This is a genomic window from Rhizobium sp. CG5 (assembly GCF_023701945.1).
GTDB lineage: Bacteria > Pseudomonadota > Alphaproteobacteria > Rhizobiales > Rhizobiaceae > Allorhizobium.
Window position 1 is genome coordinate 12589 of sequence record NZ_JABAEF010000020.1, and the last position, 20130, is coordinate 32718.

General features: G+C 58.0%; 16 protein-coding genes. 8 read left to right on the forward strand and 8 right to left on the reverse strand.

The annotated features are described in order from the left end of the window. The first annotated feature begins 105 nt into the window (after positions 1 to 105). Together HGO38_RS25130 and HGO38_RS31180 are read left to right on the forward strand one after the other, a co-directional pair. A complete protein-coding gene (locus tag HGO38_RS25130; protein WP_110807961.1) occupies positions 106 to 342 on the forward strand; it encodes a hypothetical protein in 237 nt (78 codons plus the stop codon). A 124-nt stretch (positions 343 to 466) separates the two neighbouring features. Then, positions 467 to 658, forward strand: a complete 192-nt coding sequence (locus tag HGO38_RS31180; RefSeq protein WP_352230510.1) for a hypothetical protein — start codon at positions 467 to 469, stop codon at positions 656 to 658. Positions 659 to 671: 13 nt separating this feature from the next. Here the strand turns inward: HGO38_RS31180 and HGO38_RS25140 are convergent, their stop codons facing one another. The 5 genes from HGO38_RS25140 to HGO38_RS25160 are packed head-to-tail and all read right to left on the reverse strand — an operon-like array spanning position 672 to position 7466. Next, positions 672 to 1316, reverse strand: a complete 645-nt coding sequence (locus tag HGO38_RS25140) for an SOS response-associated peptidase (protein ID WP_110807959.1) — start codon at positions 1314 to 1316, stop codon at positions 672 to 674. Positions 1317 to 1345: 29 nt separating this feature from the next. Then, entirely contained in the window at positions 1346 to 2011 is a 666-nt protein-coding gene (locus HGO38_RS25145) for an SOS response-associated peptidase family protein (protein ID WP_250958564.1), read from the reverse strand. A 10-nt stretch (positions 2012 to 2021) separates the two neighbouring features. Beyond that, on the reverse strand, positions 2022 to 5279 hold the full coding sequence (locus HGO38_RS25150) for an error-prone DNA polymerase (protein WP_110807957.1): 3258 nt from the start codon (positions 5277 to 5279) through the stop codon (positions 2022 to 2024). Beyond that, positions 5276 to 6790, reverse strand: a complete 1515-nt coding sequence (locus tag HGO38_RS25155; RefSeq protein WP_250958565.1) for a Y-family DNA polymerase — start codon at positions 6788 to 6790, stop codon at positions 5276 to 5278. The genes HGO38_RS25150 and HGO38_RS25155 overlap by 4 nt, the downstream gene beginning before the upstream one ends. Then, complete coding sequence (locus tag HGO38_RS25160) at positions 6708 to 7466, reverse strand: ImuA family protein (RefSeq protein WP_250958566.1); 759 nt, start codon at positions 7464 to 7466, stop codon at positions 6708 to 6710. The genes HGO38_RS25155 and HGO38_RS25160 overlap by 83 nt, the downstream gene beginning before the upstream one ends. A gap of 774 nt (positions 7467 to 8240) precedes the next feature. On the opposite strand from HGO38_RS25160, the gene HGO38_RS25165 reads away from it, so the two are divergent. Continuing rightward, positions 8241 to 9062, forward strand: coding sequence for a hypothetical protein (locus HGO38_RS25165; RefSeq protein WP_250958567.1), 822 nt, complete (start codon positions 8241 to 8243; stop codon positions 9060 to 9062). 204 nt (positions 9063 to 9266) lie between these two features. Then, positions 9267 to 10622, forward strand: a complete 1356-nt coding sequence (locus HGO38_RS25170; protein WP_250958568.1) for an anti-phage END nuclease — start codon at positions 9267 to 9269, stop codon at positions 10620 to 10622. Positions 10623 to 10766: 144 nt separating this feature from the next. On the opposite strand, the gene HGO38_RS25175 is transcribed toward HGO38_RS25170, so the two are convergent. Continuing rightward, positions 10767 to 11696, reverse strand: coding sequence for a DUF6615 family protein (locus tag HGO38_RS25175; protein ID WP_250958569.1), 930 nt, complete (start codon positions 11694 to 11696; stop codon positions 10767 to 10769). A gap of 254 nt (positions 11697 to 11950) precedes the next feature. Further along, positions 11951 to 15544 (reverse strand): SIR2 family NAD-dependent protein deacylase, encoded by a 3594-nt coding sequence (locus HGO38_RS25180; RefSeq protein ID WP_250958570.1) that lies wholly within the window; start codon positions 15542 to 15544, stop codon positions 11951 to 11953. Positions 15545 to 15850: 306 nt separating this feature from the next. Between HGO38_RS25180 and HGO38_RS25185 the strand changes: the two genes are divergently transcribed. The 4 genes from HGO38_RS25185 to HGO38_RS25200 all read left to right on the forward strand — a co-directional run bounded on the left by HGO38_RS25185 (position 15851) and on the right by HGO38_RS25200 (position 19254). After that, positions 15851 to 16669, forward strand: coding sequence for a DUF6088 family protein (locus HGO38_RS25185; protein ID WP_250958571.1), 819 nt, complete (start codon positions 15851 to 15853; stop codon positions 16667 to 16669). Further along, positions 16666 to 17724, forward strand: coding sequence for a nucleotidyl transferase AbiEii/AbiGii toxin family protein (locus tag HGO38_RS25190; protein ID WP_250958572.1), 1059 nt, complete (start codon positions 16666 to 16668; stop codon positions 17722 to 17724). The genes HGO38_RS25185 and HGO38_RS25190 overlap by 4 nt, the downstream gene beginning before the upstream one ends. 88 nt (positions 17725 to 17812) lie before the next feature. Then, positions 17813 to 18628 carry an AbiJ-NTD4 domain-containing protein gene (locus tag HGO38_RS25195; RefSeq protein WP_250958573.1) on the forward strand — a complete coding sequence of 272 codons (816 nt, stop codon included), beginning with the start codon at positions 17813 to 17815 and terminating at the stop codon, positions 18626 to 18628. Between the two features lie 11 nt (positions 18629 to 18639). Continuing rightward, complete coding sequence (locus HGO38_RS25200; protein WP_250958574.1) at positions 18640 to 19254, forward strand: hypothetical protein; 615 nt, start codon at positions 18640 to 18642, stop codon at positions 19252 to 19254. A gap of 101 nt (positions 19255 to 19355) precedes the next feature. Here HGO38_RS25200 and HGO38_RS25205 read toward each other — a convergent pair whose 3' ends face one another. Next, positions 19356 to 20123 (reverse strand): HNH endonuclease, encoded by a 768-nt coding sequence (locus tag HGO38_RS25205; protein WP_250958575.1) that lies wholly within the window; start codon positions 20121 to 20123, stop codon positions 19356 to 19358. Positions 20124 to 20130 lie beyond the last annotated feature (7 nt).

The following is a 20130-nucleotide window of genomic DNA, read 5'->3' on the forward strand; positions in this document are numbered from 1 at the left end:
TGATCTCCCAAAGTTTGCGCAGCGGAAACCCACAAGACGTCGAAAAGTTTCAGATTGGTGCGAACGGGCCTTGAACCGGTCTCAGCCGACTCTATTACATTAGGAATGGAGTACATTCCCGGTCCGAGAACCCTTTCCGAGCATCCCGATCACTTTCTGAACTGTCAGGAAGCAATTGCCGACGCATTCAGACAGTTGACCGAGCAAGCGGTGATGGCCGGTTGGGGAGAGACCGAAGTCGCTGGCGCACTGGTGGATATTGCCGACTGCCACATGCTTTCGCTGGCATCCAATCTGGAAACAGAGCGAATGTTAGACCGGGCGATCAAAGGCGGGCGCTAGGAGAATGTCGGACCGATATCCTCAGACGTCTGATGGGCGATATTTCGTCGTCCGCGGGCGTTTGTGGCGCAAGAGCGATCCCGCGCTTGACGAAGCCACACGGAATAGACTGGTCAAGGATTTGATGTCCGCAAGAAGGGCTGTTCGCGACGCCAAGGGCGACCCCGATGCGATGGCAAAGGCCCGACATCTGGTCGATGATGCCAAGGTTGCTCTCGGCGAGCGCGGTGCGCCCTGGTGGGAAGATGGCGCACCGGATTATAACCAGCATATGGCGAAGAACACGCCCTATGCCGAGTGGTTCGCTAACCTCTGAAAATAGGCTGGCGTCAAAGCAGCAGCGGTGCTTCGGGTGCAGCCTTCTTTTTCGCCCACAGCTCGCTGGTCCGCTCCATCGTCACCAACTCAGGCGGAAATGTCCGTTTTTGGAATGCCAGCGCATCATCGAAAGTACCGTGCAGCCATTGTTCGTACTCATCGGGCTGTAACAGAACAGGCATCCGGTTGTGCACGGGTTGGATCGCCTCATTGGCATCCGTCATGACGCCGGAATAGACCGGACCCCACTCGTCGCTGATCCGCCACAGCCCTGCCCAGGCGAAGACCGGCTGGTCCTTCAGGGCAAACCAGGTGCGGGTCATCCTGCCCTTCTCCCCCTCGGCTTCAGCAAAACCCGTCACAGGGATCAGGCAACGCCACTGCGGTTTGCGCGCCAAGCTGATCCACATGCCTTTTGACAGGTCAGCGATGTTATTGACCGGCTTTGGCTTGGCTTCCGGCTTCATGCCTTTCAGGCGCAAGGGAAAACCCCATACCATTGAGCGAAGCTCGCGAACGCCTTCATTCTCCGTTACCACCATCCCGGGCGTGCCCGGATAGACTTCCTCGGGAGCGTTCGATTGCATCGGGTTTGGCACGCGGAAGTGTGCGGCCACTTCCGCGGCGGAAAGACGGACGGTGTACAAGTTGCACATATGGCAGACCTTTCAACACGAAACCTTGGCTACATAAGCATGTTGTCCCGACGGGGTGAAGCCTTGGAGGGTGCAACGCCGCTTTGCCAGCGGTCGCGGCTATGCAGGATTTCGAAATCATCGGAAGACGGCGGATCGCGAAACTGGAAGGCGATGACATCTTCGATCGAACCGTGAAGCCAGCGCTCTAATTCTTCCGACTTTAGCAAAACGGGCATTCGGTCGTTGAAGGGCCTGATCTTCTCGTTTGCGGTCATGGTCATGCCGGCGAACACCGGGCCGAAGTCTGGAGTGTTCTTGCAGAACCCCGCCCAGGCCATCAAAGGCTGCCGGTTCTTCGAGAACCATGATCTGGTTTTCTCCCCTTTGACACCGTCGGGGTTGGCGAAATGGGTGAGTGGGATCAGACAGCGGTATTTGGGGTCGACGACGATGCGGTCCCAGAGCGGATTGGTGAGATCGGCAACGAGGCCGATGCGGCTCGGTGGCTCGCCTTCACGCCTCATGTCGCGTGTCTGTCGCGGAAATCCCCATGGGACCGACTTCAACAGCCGCAATCCGTCCTTCTCAAGGACGATCAGTCCTGGGGTGCCTTCGATGGTTTCGCTCGGCACCTCAAGCGCCGGCGCGATGTCGACCGCGAAATGGGCGACAATCTCCTCCTGGCTTTTGGTGACTGCATACAGACGCGACACACCGGTCTCCTCAGTGGAAGTTTCTGGATTTGATCTTCAGATTATCGATATGAAGGTCGGGAATATAGATCTCGCGCGCCTGCACGACGGGTTTGGGATTGTCCCGTGGATCGGGGCCCCCTCCGTGCTTGACCTGGTCGCCGCGACCGTGCGGAAGCGGGAAGTCGCCGTCCCGATTACCAACGCTCGACAGGTCGGCGGAGAAATCGAACAGGCGCTGGGCAACGAGGTGAACGACCTCGCCTTCCCGCTGGATACGGCCATTGATGGCCATCATGCTCGCTGTCATCAGGATCCGCCGCTGGCGCTCGAACAGCGATGGCCAGACGACGGCGTTGACGATGCCAGACTCGTCTTCCAGCGTGAGGAACATCACACCCTTTGCCGATCCCGGCCGCTGTCGCACGAGAACAAGACCGGCAGTCCAAAGCCACTTCCCGTCCCGTTGTCCCATCGCCTCGGCGCAGGTGACGATACCTTTTCGGTCGAGGTCTTTTCGGAGAAACGACAACGGGTGCGCCCGCAAGGTGAGGCCCGTGTGTGAGTAGTCCTCGACGACTTCCCTGCCCTCCGTCATCGATTTCAGCGCCACTTCTGGCTCCTGCATCTCGGCGATCACCTTGGCTTCGCGCTCAGCGGCGGCCGCCCAAAGCCCCAGGGGTTCATCCCTGAGCGCCTTGATATCCCAGAGTGCCTGGCGCCGCTCCAGTTGCAGCGACGGCAGGAAAGCGTCTGCCTCCGCAAGCTTAACCAGCGACGATGGCGATACGCCGGAACGCCGCCACATGTCATCGGCCGATACGAATGGCTGTTCGGCTCGCGCCAGGATGATGCGTGCGGCGTCGTTGGTGGACAATCCCTTGACAACACGCATGCCGAGACGAACAGCAAAGCGGTCTGAATTGCCGATCCGTTCCATGGTGCAGTCCCAGCGGGAGCGGTTGACGCAAACCGGCCGGACTTCCACGCCGTGGTTCCGTGCATCCTGGACGATCTGGGCGACGCTGTAGAAACCCATCGGTTGGCTATTGAGTAGGGACGCGCAGAAGACGTCGGGATGGTGGCATTTCATCCAGCTGGAGGCATAGGCGATCAGCGCAAAGCTGGCGGCATGGCTTTCCGGAAAGCCATAGGAGCCGAACCCTTCGAGCTGGGTAAAGGTCTTCTCGGCAAATTCGCGGGTGTAGCCGTTCTTGACCATGCCTTCGACGAGCTTGTCCTTGAACTTCGACACCCCGCCCGTGAACTTGAACGTCGCCATCGCACGCCGCAACTGATCGGCTTCTCCCGCGGTAAATCCCGCGCAGGTCATCGCGACCTTCATCGCACTTTCCTGAAACAGCGGGACGCCGAGCGTCTTACCGAGCACCGCTTCAAGCTCGGGCGTCGGATACTCGACCTTCTCCTTGCCCTCGCGCCGCCTTAGATACGGATGCACCATGTCGCCCTGGATGGGTCCGGGCCGGACGATGGCCACCTGCACGACGAGATCATAAAAGGTTCGAGGTTTCAGGCGCGGCAGCATTGCCATCTGGGCGCGGCTTTCGATCTGGAACGTGCCGAGCGTATCGGCCTTGCGGATCATGGCGTAGGTGGCCGGGTCCTCCTGCTCGACATCGGAAAGGCCCATGGGAATGTCCTTGTGGTCGCGCAGCAGCTCGAAGGATTTCGCCATGCAGGTCAGCATCCCAAGTGCCAGCACGTCGACCTTCATGAATTTGAGGGCCTCGATATCGTCCTTGTCCCATTCCACCACCTGACGATCTTTCATCGATGCCGGTTCGATTGGCACCAGATCATCCAACCTGTCCTGCGTCAGAACGAAACCGCCCGGATGCTGGCCAAGATGGCGGGGCGCGCCCATCAGCTGGGCGCTAAGGTCCAGTGCCAGCTTCAGGCGGTAGTCGGCGGTGTTCATGTTGTTTTCTTTGAGCTGTTTTTCACCGACCCCTTCCGACCAGCCCCAGACACCGGAGGAAAGCTGGGTGATCAGATCTTCAGGCAGTCCGAGGGCCTTGCCGACATCACGCAGCGCGCCCTTGGCGCGGTAGCGTGTCACGGTGGAGCAAAGCGCCGAACGTGAGCGGCCGTAGGTCTCGTATATCCACTGGATGACCTCCTCGCGCCGGGCGTGCTCGAAATCGACGTCGATATCCGGCGGCTCATCGCGTTCCATCGACACGAAACGCTCGAAAAGCAGGTCACCCGTTTCGGGATTGATGCTGGTGATACCGAGGCAGTAGCAGACGGCAGAGTTCGCCGCCGACCCCCGCCCCTGGCAGAGAATTCCCTGCGACCGGGCAAACCGGACGATGCTGTAGACGGTGAGAAAATACGGTGCGTATTTCATCACCCGGATAAGTTCGAGTTCGTGCAGGATCGCCTTGCGGACCTTGTCCGGGATCCCCTCTGGGTATCGAGTGGCAGCCCCTTCCCAGGCGAACTTCGTCAGCGACTGCTGCGCGTCAAGCCCAGGCACAAGAGCCTCTTCTGGATACTGATATTGGAGCTCGCTCATGTCGAACCGACAACGGTCGACAATTTCTCGCGTTCGCGCCAGCGCCTCCGGATATTCCGAAAACAGCCGATGCATCTCCTCCGGTGCTTTTAAGAATCGATCGGCATGCCGCTCGCGATCGAAGCCGACGCTGTCGATGGTGGTGCGGTTGCGGATGCAGGTGACGATGTCCTGCAGCTGCCGGCGACCGGGATCGTGAAACAGGACGTCATTGGTGACGACCGTTTTGACCTTGTGGCGGGAGGCCATGTTCGACAGGTTATGGAGCCGCAGGCGATCGTTGGGGCGACGGCGCAGGCAGAGCGAAACGTAGGCCCTGTCTCCGAAGATCGCAGAGAGCTTCCGGAGCTGGCCGGCAGTGGTCTCGTCAGCCTCATCAGGGATAAGGATCGCAATCAGTCCGCCGCTATAGGCTTCTACATCGGAGAGATCGAGGATGCACTTGCCCTTGCCTCCCCGGCTCTTGCCGAGCGAAAGCAAGCGAGTCAATCTCGAATAGGCAGATCGGTCGGTCGGGTAGACCAGGATCGACATGCCGTCGGAAAGATCGAGACGACAGCCGACCACCAGTCTCACGCCGGTGGTCTTGGCCGCCTCCCAGGCGCGGACGATGCCGGCCAGCGAGTTGCGATCGACAACGCCCAAGGCGTCGATGCCTTGAGCCGCCGCGGTGGCAAACAGTTCCGCGGCCGAACTGGCGCCGCGGAGGAACGAGAAATGTGTGGTGACCTGCAGTTCGGCATATCTCATCCGAACACCCCGTGCAGAAACCACAAGTGCGAGCCCGTGTCGGCATCCACGCCGTCGCCGGCACGGTAGACCCAATAGCGTTCACCGGCCTCATCCTCGACGAGGAAGTAGTCCCTTACGGCGGCGTGCTCTCTCGGGCGAACCCACCATTCGCCAAAGATACGCTCGGGCCCGTCAGCGCGCTTCACACGCCGGCGCTTGCCGCGCCAGGTGAAGACCGCAGGCGGCTGGTCGGGGAGCAAAGCGGTCACATCGATCCGTTCCGGGTTCGCCAGCAGCCGCGATGGCCGTGGCCATTTCGCGGCCCATGTCGCCCCGGTTTCGTCGGCCGTCGGACCGATGCGCATCACTGACCGTTCGGGCACGTCGGAGGCGACCGGCGTGACCCGGTATAGACGCTGACCGCGGTTGCCGAGAATATCGACGAGTGGCGTGACATCGACCACCCGCTCCTCGATGAGGGAGGATACAACCTGTCGCTCTTCCAATGGCTCGACGATCAAGGCAACAAGGACGAGCCGTTCGATCCCGAAGCCTGGGTCGATCTTTTCGATGCGGTCGCAAAGCAGCTTTGACAGCCGAGCGGGATCCCTGACCGGTTTGGCCAGACCGGCTCGAATGCACTGCTGCGTGTTGTCGACGCGGTGGATGACGAGATCGGTACGTCTGACGCCGAGACCGCGTGTCTCGAGCTTGGAGGTCAGCTCGCCAACCAGTCGGCGCACATATTTGGCGATGGTCTCCGCGGCGCCGATCGGCTCCTGAAAGTTCTTGGCCGCCTCGACCAGTTCCGGGGTCCGCAGAGGCTCGATGGGTTCTGCCATCCGCCCGAACAGTTGGTCCAGCCGCCGACCGACCTCCGGGCCGTATCTCAGCGTCAACGGTGCGCGCGGCATTGCAGAGAGTTCACCGACCGTCTCGACGCCCATCACCCGCAAACCGTGGATCGTGTCTGGGGCAAGCCGTAGACAGTGGATGGGTAGGTCAGTGACCGCTTTCGCAACGCCGCCAGCCGGCACGACGGTCGTCTCCGCCGAGGTCATTCGAGTAATCGCATGCGCAGCGCCCCAGGTATCGGCAACGGCAGCCCGCGCGGTGAGGCCCCGCCCTCTCAAGCCGTTGACCAGCCCGGAAATCAGCAGGCCTTCGCCGCCCTGAAGATGATCGGCGCCTTCGGTGTCCATGACGATACCGTCCGTGCCGTCGACCGCAACGACGGGGCTGTGTTGCCGCAGCGCCCACAGCGCCAGCCGTTCGAGCGCAGCCGCGTCAGCGGCAGGATCTGCATCGATCATCGTCAGATTGGCAATGACGGCCTGGGCTTTGCTCGCGGGCATGCCGAGTTTGAGGCCAAGTTTGCGCGCGGCAGTGTCGGCAGCCGAGACCCAACGCTTCGAACCAGATTTCGAAATGACGACAAGAGGCTGATCATCTGGCACGGTTCCCTCTCCATGCCGACGTATCCGGTCTGTTGGCAGAGTGGGGAAGTAGACACAGACGACCCTTGGCATCACAGGCTCCTAATTCGAACTCGGCACACTCGCCTGCTTTCACGCGCATCAATTCAGCCAGCCACCTCGGGCGGCCAACGCCCGCGACTGGCAACGCCTCCGAGGCAAGCACGCTCACCCTCCATCGTGTCGTCGAGGCGGTCGGATTGCCGAAATCCGATGCCTCCGTCTGCCGCCGCCATCTGCGGACAACGAGCCCCATGGTTCCGGTTTTCTCGGCAGCCAGTTGCAGCCGCCGGGATGCCACCATCGGCAATCGAACAAGTTCCCCGACCACCGCCGCCAATCCACCGAAGGAAAGCCCCTCTTCCATGGACGCCAGCACATCCTCCTCCTTATCGCCTTCGCAAAAGATCACACGGTCGGGATGTAGTCCTGCCTGGGCGATAGCGGGGAAGAAGAGATCAGGCCTCGTCAGGCACCAAAGGACCTTGCCTTTCGAGCGCGCGGCAATGCCGGCGGCAAACAATGCAGCCGCCGCTCCGTCCACCGTACCAGCGCCGCCACCCGCAATCTCATGCAGAGCACCATAAGGCAGGCCGCCACCTGGCAGGCGCTCATCCATCTCGCGAACCCCGAAGGGTAGCACAATGGCCTTTTTTGCCGCACTCCCCTCAAGGTGGGCGATACGGTCTCTGAGTTCCTCGATGACCCGAGGATTGTAGGCGCGCGACATCGTTCACGGACCTCCCGGGCTCGCGTTGCACAGACTTCATGTCCCTGAAAATTGTTGACGTTCCTCTTTTGTTCCGCTCTCTTGAAAGAGTCAAGCTGATCTTCGGAAGGTTTTTTAGGCTCCGCTAAAGCGCTGTCGGCCAAATCATGAAGCGAATCAGAAGTCTAGGCAGGTTTCGGTTAAGTGATTCCGCCGACTCATTTAATCACAATTTCCCCGGCTTCATGCGATCCAAAACGGAGGGTTGCGAAACCACCAGCGCTGCAACGTGGCAATGATACAAATACAGCTGCCTGGAAATTTGTTGTCCGACAAATGGTGCGAGTGGCAATAGGCGGCTTGTCGATTTAGATCCATCGGCATTGCCACCAAGCAGACGGGACGATTAGTTCTGCTGCCTCGCGCAAAGTTGGAACAGAGCTCGACAAAAAAGAAGAGCATCGGAGCTTCAGCATAGCGCCGAGCGGAACGGGCGGGAAAGCGGGAATTCTCGACGCGGTCTCGCCGGAATACGGGTAGCCGCAGGAGCCTTAGCATCGCGCCGCAACGCGGAAGGCGGGACCGACTACCCCCGGCGAAAACGCTCCGTATATGTCTTCTGTCCATGCGGCGTCGCTCATAGCGACCCGCCAGTTCCGCCGATAGCCATGGACTCACCGACAGATCCTTTCGGAACAGGCCGAAGCACTCGCTGTCATGCGATTGGCTAGCATGTCAGGGCAGACAATCGATCGGGTACCGGAACCCTCCAAGACTTTTTAGAGATCGGGTACCGTGTGGATTTCCGAGGTGCGGTATTGTGAGTCGGAACGCAGCAACACCGAAGGCAAACAAATGCGACACGCGAACCCGACCGATACATGCGAAGCAATCCTGCATGCGGAAATCAGGTACAACACGGAGCACCAGATCTTACCGAGCGAATGCCTCATCGCCCACCGAATGCTGGCCAGGCGCCTGGAACTCGTGAACGCCTATGCTGAAGTTGTCAAAAAGCTCGGCCCACACACCAATGCGTTGGAGAGTTTCCTCAAAGCAATTTTGTACACGAGCGCTTTTTGGAGCCCTGAGAAACTCGAAGACGCTCGCCGTGGAAGGGAAAGGTTGAACGCCGTAAATGCCGCGATCTCTGCTAAGGCAAGTGAGCTCGCGACGCTGCTTGACCAACGCTCGGAGCTTCACAACAAATCACAGTTTCACAGCGACACGCACTATGATGTTTGCGATGTTATCATCGAGGCCGCGGCCTCGAATTACCGCTTCAACTCATTCGTTAAATCGGAATTTTCAGTTTTGAGCGGTCAGTTTGACTTAAAATACTGGCCCACGCTTGGCGAGTTTGCACGAGTTCTTTCACATGACGCCAGCACCGCCGTGTCCCAAGCTTCGGATAGGCTGACAGCTGTAGGCACAATCGCGAGCAGGCCGTCTCTCGCAGACTACTTCAGGGCGCTCTTTGCTGCGATGGACGATAACGGTGCTGCCCAACAGGGCTTCATCCCGACAGATTTAAGATCAGCGACGGAGCACTGGCGTCACTCGCAAATTGCGCTCTCGACCTTGGCGTCGACGATACGGTCGACAGCGCCTACGTAAAGCGGTTGAGACAAAGGCAGCGAAAGGCGGAGGTGGCAGTATAGTCTGATCCAGCCGGTATCCCATCAATATCTTGGACTGGGCAACTGCAACCGGCGCGCGACCGTCATAGACGAGCCTGCGAAAAAGAACGGGTTTGGCTTGCTTTGACCCGACTATCTCGAATCGAGTAGACCATAAAAGGAGCCTTGAGGGAGAAATCGCTTGGAATTGCTTTTGAACGGCATCAACGGCAACTATCTGCGCAACATCCTGTTAAATGCCGACAAAGATACCGAACGAGTTGACGCGGCGGTCGCTTACGCCACTGAAAATGATCTTCTCTTCGATTGGTGTTGGGAAAACAAACTACCTCTGCGGTTTTGGGGACGCTTCGATGAGCAGGTTCCCGTGAGCATTCCAATCCTAGAGCGATTTCTTACCCGCAGATCGGGGCGATACACCTGCAAGCTTGTGCGCCAATTTCACCCGAAGGTGATATGGTGGCGCGGCTTCGGGGCATACATAGGATCTGCGAACCTAACCCAAAGCGCCTGGTGGAATAACGTAGAGGCGGGCGTTTTTCTGACAGAGGACGAGCTGGTCGACGGCGGCCATGATCTCCAGCTCGAACAGTTTTTCACCGAAATCGAAGCGCATGCCGCGCCCCTGACACAAGAGTTGTTTGATCTGTTGTCTGCCCGAAACAAAGAGTTGACCCGGCGCAAGATCGCTCAAAGAACCGCCGATGACGCATTCACCGCGACTACCCTTGTTCCTCATTTCCCGGGGTTAGCGCGATCAAGCACAAAGTCTGCTGGAGAAAAGCGAAAACAAGCGTTTTTGGACGAATGGCACAGCACTCTCCAGATCATACGAGACATTTCGGTAAAAATTTCCGTCGATGGCAACAGACCATCCTGGGTGAGCCCGACCGCGCCCTTAGGGGCGCATGCCGACCAGTTTCTCCATGCTCACTATTATCAGAACACATTTGACGGTCGGAGGGCGGATTTCGAAACGCATTTTGGCAGACATAAATCTGATCCAGATACCGCGGTAGAGACCGCGATACGATGGTGGCAAAAACGGCCTGACAGTTCGGATGAAAATCGAATGCTCAACAAGACGGCTCCAGCGCTGCGACAAGCTTTTGCTGTAGACCGTCTTGCGCGTCTAACAGAGGACGAGTTCGTTGAGGTGCTGGGCAAAATTCATGCGACGCGAGAGTTTGCACGCAGAGCTCCAAACCGCCTCGTCGGGCTTAAAGGCGATCGCCCCTATGACATTCCGGAGAAGGTCGACGCTTTGGCAAGGCATATCTACCGGGCGCCAAATCGCGGGGGTGTCTCCGCGTTGGAAACTTTATCCTACATTCTTCACGACGGCCGCATTGAGGATGTACCTATCCGACTTTGGAATGCGATCGTTGACCCGAAGAGGAAAATTGAACTGATTGGGGTTAGCGCTCTCGGCGAAATTGTAGGCTGGGCTCTGCCGGACAAATACCCGCCTCGCAACGGGCGTACCAGCAAGGCGCTTCGTTCTCTTGGCTATGACGTCACTGTCCATGTGGGTTAGCGCGTAACCGCCGAATCAACGACGACCTCATCTAGCGTCACCACCTTCCTAAAGAACCAACTGCTTGAATCATAAAGTATGAGCGGTCGGAATAGCGTCCGCCCACCGATCTCACGGGAATGTTTCACTTTGCCGCTCCAAAACCTAGTTGCCGCTTCTGCTAACGGCACGGATGACTGATGGGTGGTCGCGGGTCATTGTCGTCGAGAAAATCACCCGCGGTCGGGAAATCTCCTTGCGGTCCGCACTTGTCACTTCACCGTCGATAGCCCGCCTTATGTCGTTCGGGATGTTGTCGGTCGCGGTTATGGAAAGCGCAGAAATGTCGATGATCGGACCCTTTTCCCTGAGGTTTTCGAAACGCCGCTCAAGACGTGCGGCGACAACATCTGGATGAAAGGCAGGTGCGATGGGAAGAACGCGCCGTGGTCCGCCGTTGATCTGAAACCCAATAGTCCCCGGCGGAGACGGGCTGATCGCCCTTGGAAGGTGCACGAACGGCCAACATAGAATGTCGGAGAGCGGCATGAATGAGCCGCGCCAGATATCAACCATCTTCCGGTCCCGTTTGCAGCCTCCGGCAACTACGGGTGCGATCTGATGGGCAAACACAAGGTTGATGCCCTCGATCGCTGGCTTGGTAGCCGACTTCGCCAATAGAGCTGAAGTCGGATGATAGAAAATGTAAAGCGGAAGCGTTGAAATGCCCCCTGGCGCGCTGCCGGAGAAAGCCATCAGCGTCTGGGCTTGCTTGCCTTTGTCGTGGTCAAGATGGTGGTAATACCAGTATCCACCTTTCGCCTTCGCGAACTGAGCACGCTTCGCCTGCAGAATGATTCGTAGATACCGTCCGCCCCCGATGTCGTGTGGAGCGGCGAAGATCCAGTCCATATCACCACCGGTGCTCGGCTCGTCAGGAAAATCCACACGTATCCCAAACGGCTCAAGGCCGATCAGGCTGGCCATCAGGAGATCGGTCACACTCTCTTCGCGAAAGTTTCGCTTCAGGCCGCGATCCCTTTCGAGCAGTTCGGCAACTTTCGGCGGAAAGGAGTGGGCGAGATCGCAAAGCATACAGAAAATCCAGGCAATAAATTCGTCGAATGTCCCTAAAGGGATAGCACACCAAAAGGTCGCCGGCACACAAACTCAATGAGAATTCCGCGCCTTGATCTCCACCTTTCGATGTTGAGATCAGGCGCGAACATGTCACGAAGGACACTATCGGCTTCGGCTTGTTCGGTGATCGCCTTCACCTTGCCAGGAATAGATCGGCATCTCGGAAGGCCGCAGGTGGCGTTGGATGAGACCAAGACTTTTCCTTTGCCTTAGTAGTCCACCGCTCTCAACCTGAGCTTATGTACCCGCCTGTCGGCAGCGAGGCCAGGGTTCGATGTCACAATGGCACTCAGGAGCGGATTGATATCTGAAGACCGGCCGTTACATGGCGGCTTACATGCTGCCCAAATAAGGTCGAGTGCTGAGCTAGGATGCGCATTCGCAAGTCGATGGTTATCTCTTGCGAGATCATGGAGATCGATCCAATCGTCCGTAAGGACGCTGATGTAGGGAAGCAATGCTGTGACCGCAGTCTCAAACGCGTCGCCCGTCGCCGCCGCGAGCGCGACGACCTCCTTGCTCACCTCATTCGAAAGATACGCACGATCCCGAGGCCATATTGCCGCAAAGGCCGGGCCGTAGAGGTCCATCCATGCTGCGCCACGGGCAGGCTCATCAAATTCTTCGAGCCAGCTCCCCATAATGGTTAGAGCACCAGTGCGGATATCATTTGATGCGCTACGAAGTGTCTGACGCGCCTGTTGCCGCGTGATACCCCGGGGCACTTCTGGATTTTCGAACGAGGCGACAATTGCGCGTACAAGATGGGAGGCTGCGTTCGCGGCCGATACATTCTTTTGCGTGCTTTCACGGATGCCATGAAGGATCACGTCAGAGAACGCGGTCTCCGCTTCGATGGTGAAGCTGTTATATTCCACAAGAACAGCGCGCAGCCTCACGCCGCCATCGTCTTCGGCCGACATATATGGCCATAAATAATCTTCAACGATCTGTGGGGAAACGCTGAATACGAAGCCGAGATAGCGGACGCAGGCGCCCCGCGCCATGTCCCCAGCATATGACTGCGACCTGATCATCCGTTCGAGGCGCGCGAGGTCTTCAATGCGGAAATCCTGCCCACCTTCCCTTTGATTGCTCAAGGCGTGGAGCAAAGCTTCGGCGAGCGCTCCTCCGTTCGAGTTGATGACCCTGTCGTAGAGCTCCCATTCTTCGCCCCAATCTGGTGCCACCTCCGTTTCGGCGGCAGGCCAGAGGCGATCCCACCAAGTATCGGGCACGTTCAATCCCAGCGCATTTGCGCGCTCGGCGATATTTGCCAACGGGCCGCTCAACGCCGCAAAAAACTCCGGCATTGCCTCATCTAGCAAATCGATCGCCTGCTGTAACGCCGTAAGCGTTTCCTCACTCGCTGCCTCTCGGCGATAAGGAAGGATCTGCAGCCACGTGTTCCAACGGGGCGCAAGCACAAGATCGAGCGGCCTAGCGCGAAGGGCTGCAAGCGCTCCTGTGGGATCCTCGCGGCAGTATTCAGGCCATCCCTCGCGGTCCTCAATGTCACGGCTGACTTCGAGCTCATCAGCGATCGACAGCCGCTCGCTGGGCTGTGCAGAAAGCAGTCGCGCCGTCCTGCCTTGGACCGCTCTGACCCCCGAGCTCCACCCCCGGAATTGATCTCGATCATCGATCTGGCGAGCGAGATATTCGCGTCGCACCCGAATATCCTCAAGGAGCGCCGCAGCTGCCTCGGGCAGAGGTGCCCGTTCACCGATCGCGGTAAGTCGCAGCCATATCTCGCGGTCGCGGGCACGGGCTGGCCAATCAACGTCACCTTGGTCACCCTGTTGAGTCTCATACCTGAGCGGCCCTTCGGCCGTAACCCGCCCAACCAGCCGTGCGATAGCTTCGGCGCTCGCGCCGGCAAGTTGCGTCCTTGTGATTGCGACGAACTCTTGTGAATAAGACCAAAATGCCCTGTCGGAGCTCGTCGTCAGGCTATCGATCGCTCCATCGGGAGAATAAAGAGTCGTATGCGTCAGCCCATGCATCCAAAGACGAGTTAGGAGATTGAAGCCTTCTGCCGCCCAGCCTGAAACAAGGCGTCGGACGGTCTCGATGTCGACATGTATTGCTGTGGGAAGAGCGCCCGTGATGAGCTCGGTCAGCGGCACAAATCCGCCACGGTGAGCATTCTGTTGATGGCGCGTGACGGAGGGAACACCCCAGTCCGTGGTGTCATAGGAGTCGCCAATCAAGTCGGCGTTTCGCGCGATCCGAAGGACGCTGACCAATCGCTCACTCGCACGTTGCAGCAGTCGCACGACGTCTGGGGCTTGTCCCGCAGGCGACGCCAGTACGTCTCTCAAAACGTCACGACGCTCGACGTCCATAGAAAACCGGGCAATATCAGAGAGTCTGCCAGGCGTTTCGGGGAGCTCTTCTTCGTGAAACGAATGCTCGATTTGAAGCCGCGGTCCGATCGCCTCGACGACACGCCCAACATCTGTTTCTCCTACGAAGGGGCGATTGAGCCTATGCCGCAATTGGAAATCGTCCAAGCTGTTGTGCGAACGATCCGCGGCGCTGTCCGCCAATAGTTGCCAAGCCCTCTCCCAAAGGTCTTCTTGGGGGCGGTTCCGATCCAGTTCACCCCACAAAGCCTCTGATAGGTTGCCAAGCCGTTGATTGGCATATTTCATGGCTGTCGCAAACCGGAGACGGTTCGTCCACTCGCGAGCAAACCAGCGAGCGAGCATCCACGCCATTGCGCGATTGCCAAACTTTTTCATTTCGGGTCCGACGATTTCAAACCACTCGGGATCGGCGCAATGTTCGACAAATAGCTCGAAAAGGTCGGAGCGTCCGCTCAGGGACCATTTCAGCGAACGCTTGTCGTGCTCGTCCGCATTCGCGGTAGTAATCGCCGCGACCCTGGCAATCGTTTCGCGTCTCCATCCATCCGGATTTTCAATGAGGTCGGCCAGTTGGCCGAGACTTGTCCAGAGCGGTGCGTAGGCGTCGCCTTCTGCCGGCTGGAACAGGAGGGGCTCTACTGCCAATGCTTGCCAAGGCGCCGCCGCCGCTTCAGCGTTCCCATTCGTCGAGCTGAGGGCATATACCTTCTTTAAATCCGAAAAGCGTTCACGATCACCTTCCAGAACGTTGAGGATATACCGCACCGGCGCGTCGCTCGCGGTATAGCCAACCAGGATTAGTGTGCGGCAGCGTGTCAGGTCGAATAGAAAGCGGGCAGCCCAACCTGCGCGAAGATAGGCTTCGCCATATTGGGCGCTTGTCAGCACCAACTCGGTTTGAGAAAGGCCCAGCTGAGGATCAGAGAGCCTTCCATGGAGATGGACGATGCCATGGAACCTGCTGCTTCCAGGCGCAGGAATATCCTGTCCCGCGGCACTCTCGGCGGTCGCAAACTCCGGCGAATATGACTGCATAAGCGATCGTTCGAAAAACGTGTCAAAGTTAGTCGTGACGACCGCCGGTCTACCGATGCCATCGCGCGAAAGACGAAGGATCAGCGTGTGGTGTGTGATATCGGGCTCGGCCGGAACGCGCAGGATCTCAGCAGTCGCATCGATAACATCATCAGCGCGGACAAGGCGCCGAGCCAGGGCACCGAGCGCCTCTTCATATCGGCCGACCGAGAAGGCGTGCTCCTCCGCAGGCGTTCTTTCTTCGCCAACACTCGCGTAGACCTGACGGACAAGGTTCTCGAAATTCGGAAGTTGAGGGGCGCTGACGCCTGCACCGCACAGGAAAACCACGTCCCCTTCGAGAAGGCTGTTGATCAGATCTTCTGGAAAATCGGGACCAAGGGGAGTAAAAATCATAGCGACCGCCAAAGTTTTGCATGCCACTATAGGATGCAGGGATTCGAACGCTAGAGTTTGTTACTCTTTCCCCATTTTGCCCACAAGCAAGGGGCGGGCTTGCTCAGCCTGGTGGTTTATGTGGACTGGAGCCAGCCCCAATCATGGTCATAAGATCAAATTCCCTAGCGTGCCTTGTCTCCGTACAAGATAGGGGCCATTTCCGTCGAAGCTCACCGTCAGCATTCGTCGATAACACGCTGTCCGAAATTTGTATATGTATTTCGGACTGGCAATTGGTCCGAAATACATATACAAATTTCGGACATGACAGACTCGACCGATCTAAAGGCAGCAATCTTACAACGAGTGCGTTCTGACGCGCCTCGCAAGGTATGGACTCCGAGCGATTTTATCGACCTTGCAAACCGTGACGCCATCGACAAATCATTGCAGCGCCTAACAATAGCGGGAACTCTAAGGCGGATTGAGCGTGGCCTCTACGACCAGCCTGGCTTCAACCAGCTGACCCAGAAACCCAACCCACCTGATCCTCGCTCGGTCATTGATGCCGTCGGGCGTCGCGACCAGACTCGGATGCTTGTAGATGGCATGACGGCAGCAAACGACCTGGGGTTGACTGACGCTGTCCCAGCAAAAATCGTTGTTCATACTGATGCACGTCGGCGTCCAATTAAGCTTGGAAATGTCACGATCACCTTTCGTCCGACTGCCGCCAGCAAGTTATTCTGGGCTGGGCGCCCTGCGATGCGCGTCGTTCAAGCGCTGCACTGGCTTCGCGATCTTTTAGGCCGCGAAGGAGAGAGTGAACACGTGAAGAGCAAACTTGCCAAGCTTTTTAAAAATCCCGCTGTGGGAGCGGCTATCAAAGCCGATTTAGCAACAGGGATTACGGCGCTTCCGACATGGATGTGGATGTTTCTCAAGCCGCTCATTGACGATGAAACCGGCGATCATGATCGGCATGTCAGCACCAATCGCAATGATGATAACGATGCCGACGATCATCGCGACGACGATGATGACGGACATCGCGCTGAGCATGATCGTCCGAAAAGCAAGCTAGTCCCGACACAAATACCAAGCAACAAACGTGGTCATCCATCCCAGGCGATGAAGAAATGAATACAGCTTATGACGAGGTTCTCGCGGCCGGCGAGGCTGCGATGTTGAGCGCCTTCGATACAACGGCGCAACGCCTTGGCACGGCCGCCCAGAACATAGAAAAAGACTTTTGGGTCTGCTGGACTCTCGATGTCTTGTTCAACGGTATGAAAGACGGTGGGCCCCGCCTGCTGTTCAAAGGCGGGACCTCGTTATCCAAGGGCTATGGTCTAATCAGCCGCTTCTCCGAGGACATAGATGTCACAGTGTTTAGAGACGACATTGGTGAGCCGGCAACGATCAAGGAACTTGAGGATCTCAGCGGAAAGAAACGCAAAGCGCGCCTGGAGGCGATTAAGGACGCATGCAAAGCCTATATTAACGGACAACTTCGCGACGAGTTAACCGTGGTTCTCGCGGACCGCCTCAAGGCAGCCGGTGTTGATGCCGCAAAAGCGCGGATCGAAGCCGACGACTCCGATCCTGACGGGCAGACTTTGTTGATCTGGTATCCAGCGGCAACACCACATTCGGATTATGTGAGGGCAGCCATAAAGATCGAGTCGGGAGCGAAATCTGCGCTCGATCCGAACAGCGAAGTGTCGATAAAGCCCTATGTCGATGACGATCTTCCCGCACTCGATCTGACGGTGCCAGCCGTCCGGACGGTCGACCCTGAACGCACGTTCTGGGACAAAGTCGTTATTCTCCATGGGCTGCGGCGCTGGTTCGATACACGTGGTGAATTGAAAGGTGGCGGCCAGCGGGTGTCGCGGCATTATTACGACCTGCACCGGCTCGTCGCGACACCCGTTGGGGCCGCCGCCATCAAAGAGAATGCGCTGGGCGAAGATTGCGTCGCGCATGCCCGCATGTTCTTCAATCGGCCCGACTTCGATCTCGCCAGCGCTGTCCCAGGCTCCTTTGCGCTTGCGCCGCACAACGCGATGATCGAACAACTTCGCGTTGATTATCGGGCTATGCAGGGCATGATCTTCGGCGACCCGCCCTCATTTGAAGCCGTAATCGACAGCATCTCTTCGCTTGAGGCGAGCCTGAACAAGAGCGCTAACTAAGCGGTGCGACCATGAAGGAGTTGCAGTGATCAATAAGGCAGACTGGACCTGCAGCCTATCCGCCACCCAATGATGAGGGATGTCTACTATGAATGGAAATGAAGGTTCATTTTCTGACCGCTTTGGATATAGAGCGCCGGATGCCGAAATAACTATACGCGAGGATGCGCCTGAAGTGGTCCGGGAGGCGATCACCATGCTTGGCTTTGCGTTCGAAATCGGGCCTAGCGGGATGCGCGACATTATCTGTGAGGTGCTGCTTAGACGCCCAGATCCGGGCAATTGGTCTCCGGGTAACGTTGAACATGAGGTTCATCATCTCATGGCCGAGGCACCCTGGTACAAGGTTTATGATATTACCGAACGGTTGTACGTCGAAGCAGCGCGAAATGATTATGACGGGGAGCGCCAGAAGCAATTTTCCGAGCGCCTCAACGGCGTTTTCCGCGAGCTGGGGGTCGGCTGGCAGCTCGAGAACGGAAAACTTGTGGCCCGCGGTTCGGACGCATTCAACCTTGCTGTCGAGGATGCCGTGGCCACGATGAAAGAGGCGGGCACACCATCCGCCTCAAATGAAATCCATGAGGCGATCAAAGATATTTCGAGACGGCCGGCCGCCGATGTTACCGGGGCCATTCAACATGCGATGGCTGCCCTGGAGTGCGTCGCCCGCGAGGTTGACGGAACGAAGGATACCCTTGGGAAAATCATCAACCGCCTAACTTTGCCGGCCCCGCTTGATCGGGCGCTTCACACTCTCTGGGGTTTCGCCTCTGAACAGGGGCGGCATATCCAGGAAGGACGTATTCCTCGTTTCGAGGAAGCCGAGCTTGTCGTGACGGTTGCTTCGGCGGTGAGTGTCTACTTGCTGCGGCATCGCGCACTCTCGCTCGCTAAGGGGTGAGAATTGCGACCATGCAGTTTATCAAGGCATTGGTCGCGTTAAGATGCCGGCAAGAGATTAATCAACATATGGCTAGGGATGTCCTCACTGTGCAACAGATTTCTGGCCCGTCCACCGACCATGTGGCAAACCGCTTGAAGTTCATCCTCGCCGAGGTAAAGCTTCTAGCGGCCGAGTACTATCAGCTGACCGGCAAGCCTCTGGGCGTCACAGGGGAAATTGCGGAGTATGTCGCTTCCGAAATACTGAAGCTTGAATTAGTGCCGCCGCGAACACCTGGCTATGATGCGTTGCGTCGATTTGCTGACGGAACATACGAACGGGTCCAAATCAAAGGCCGCGCCTTTGATCCCGCTATAGCGGGCAGTCAACGTATGGGCAAAATCAAATCCGAAGGCCCCTGCGATGTCGTAATGTTGGTCCTCCTGCATAGTGCCACTCTTGACCCGATCGAGATATGGGAGGCACCCTTTGCAGCTGTCGTGGCTCGATTGGCCGAACCTGGTTCGAGATCTCGCAACGAGCGTGGAGCGCTTGCCGTCTCGGACTTCAAGCGACTGGGTATCATGGTATGGTCGGGCGAACGTGGGGGGCCACAGATGCAGTCCGACAACTTTCAGTTCTAAGAATGCGCTAAGCTTCAAAGCCCCGACATCAATCGTGACAGGGTGAGAACTACCCCCTCGGTCTTTGACGCAAGTGCAAACATGCGCTTTCAGTGCCGACCTCAAGCCGATCCACTTGCGTCGGTGATCACTCGGGCACGGTGCTGTGCAAGCCGCCAGCGATGTTGGTCCGTCAGGGAGATCGGGGAACGCCAGCGCAGTTCAGCGCGCGCGGGTTCGCTCAGGGTAGCGGCGAACACTGGCCTCCCGTCGTCATCGAATGTTACGAGCGCGCGGTCGAAAGCGGCGTCCCACAGCGCTGACAGGAGGACTCCATTGTGAACGTCGAGTCGCTCAGCATCGCTTTCGCAATCTGCCCACGGGATGATGTGTGAGGCGCGCAAAAGGGCTGGGTCGGAAATCCCGGTAAGAGGACAACTTCCTTGCCAGTATTCCATCAGACCTGCGCGAAAGATGTCCTGACCGATCCTCTGTACGGCCAGCCGCTCGACTTCAGTCGTCCGAGGCAGGTCCGCTATCTGTATTTCAAACTTCCGCAAGGGTGCATCTGGCAAGCTAATAGTGAGTTCATAGACGCGGCGCAGAATCCCGTAGAGAGCACCAAGGCTGTCGAAGGTGAGGCGGACGCGGCCAGGACCTGGCATCTCGGTCGCCGGCAGTCCCAATTCCGCAATGACGCCTACGTGGTCAAGCGCGAGAAACCAAGGCCCTTGCACTCCTGTGGCGCCGAGATGGATCGTGCCCTCGGCCGTCGTCGAGCCGAAGAGTGCCCAACCTGCCTCTTCCCCAAGGACGCGGCGAAAGCCGTTCTGCGAGGCGGCCTTTACACATTCCTCACGGACTATGAAGGACTGGGGCAATTCGAGCACTGTTGGT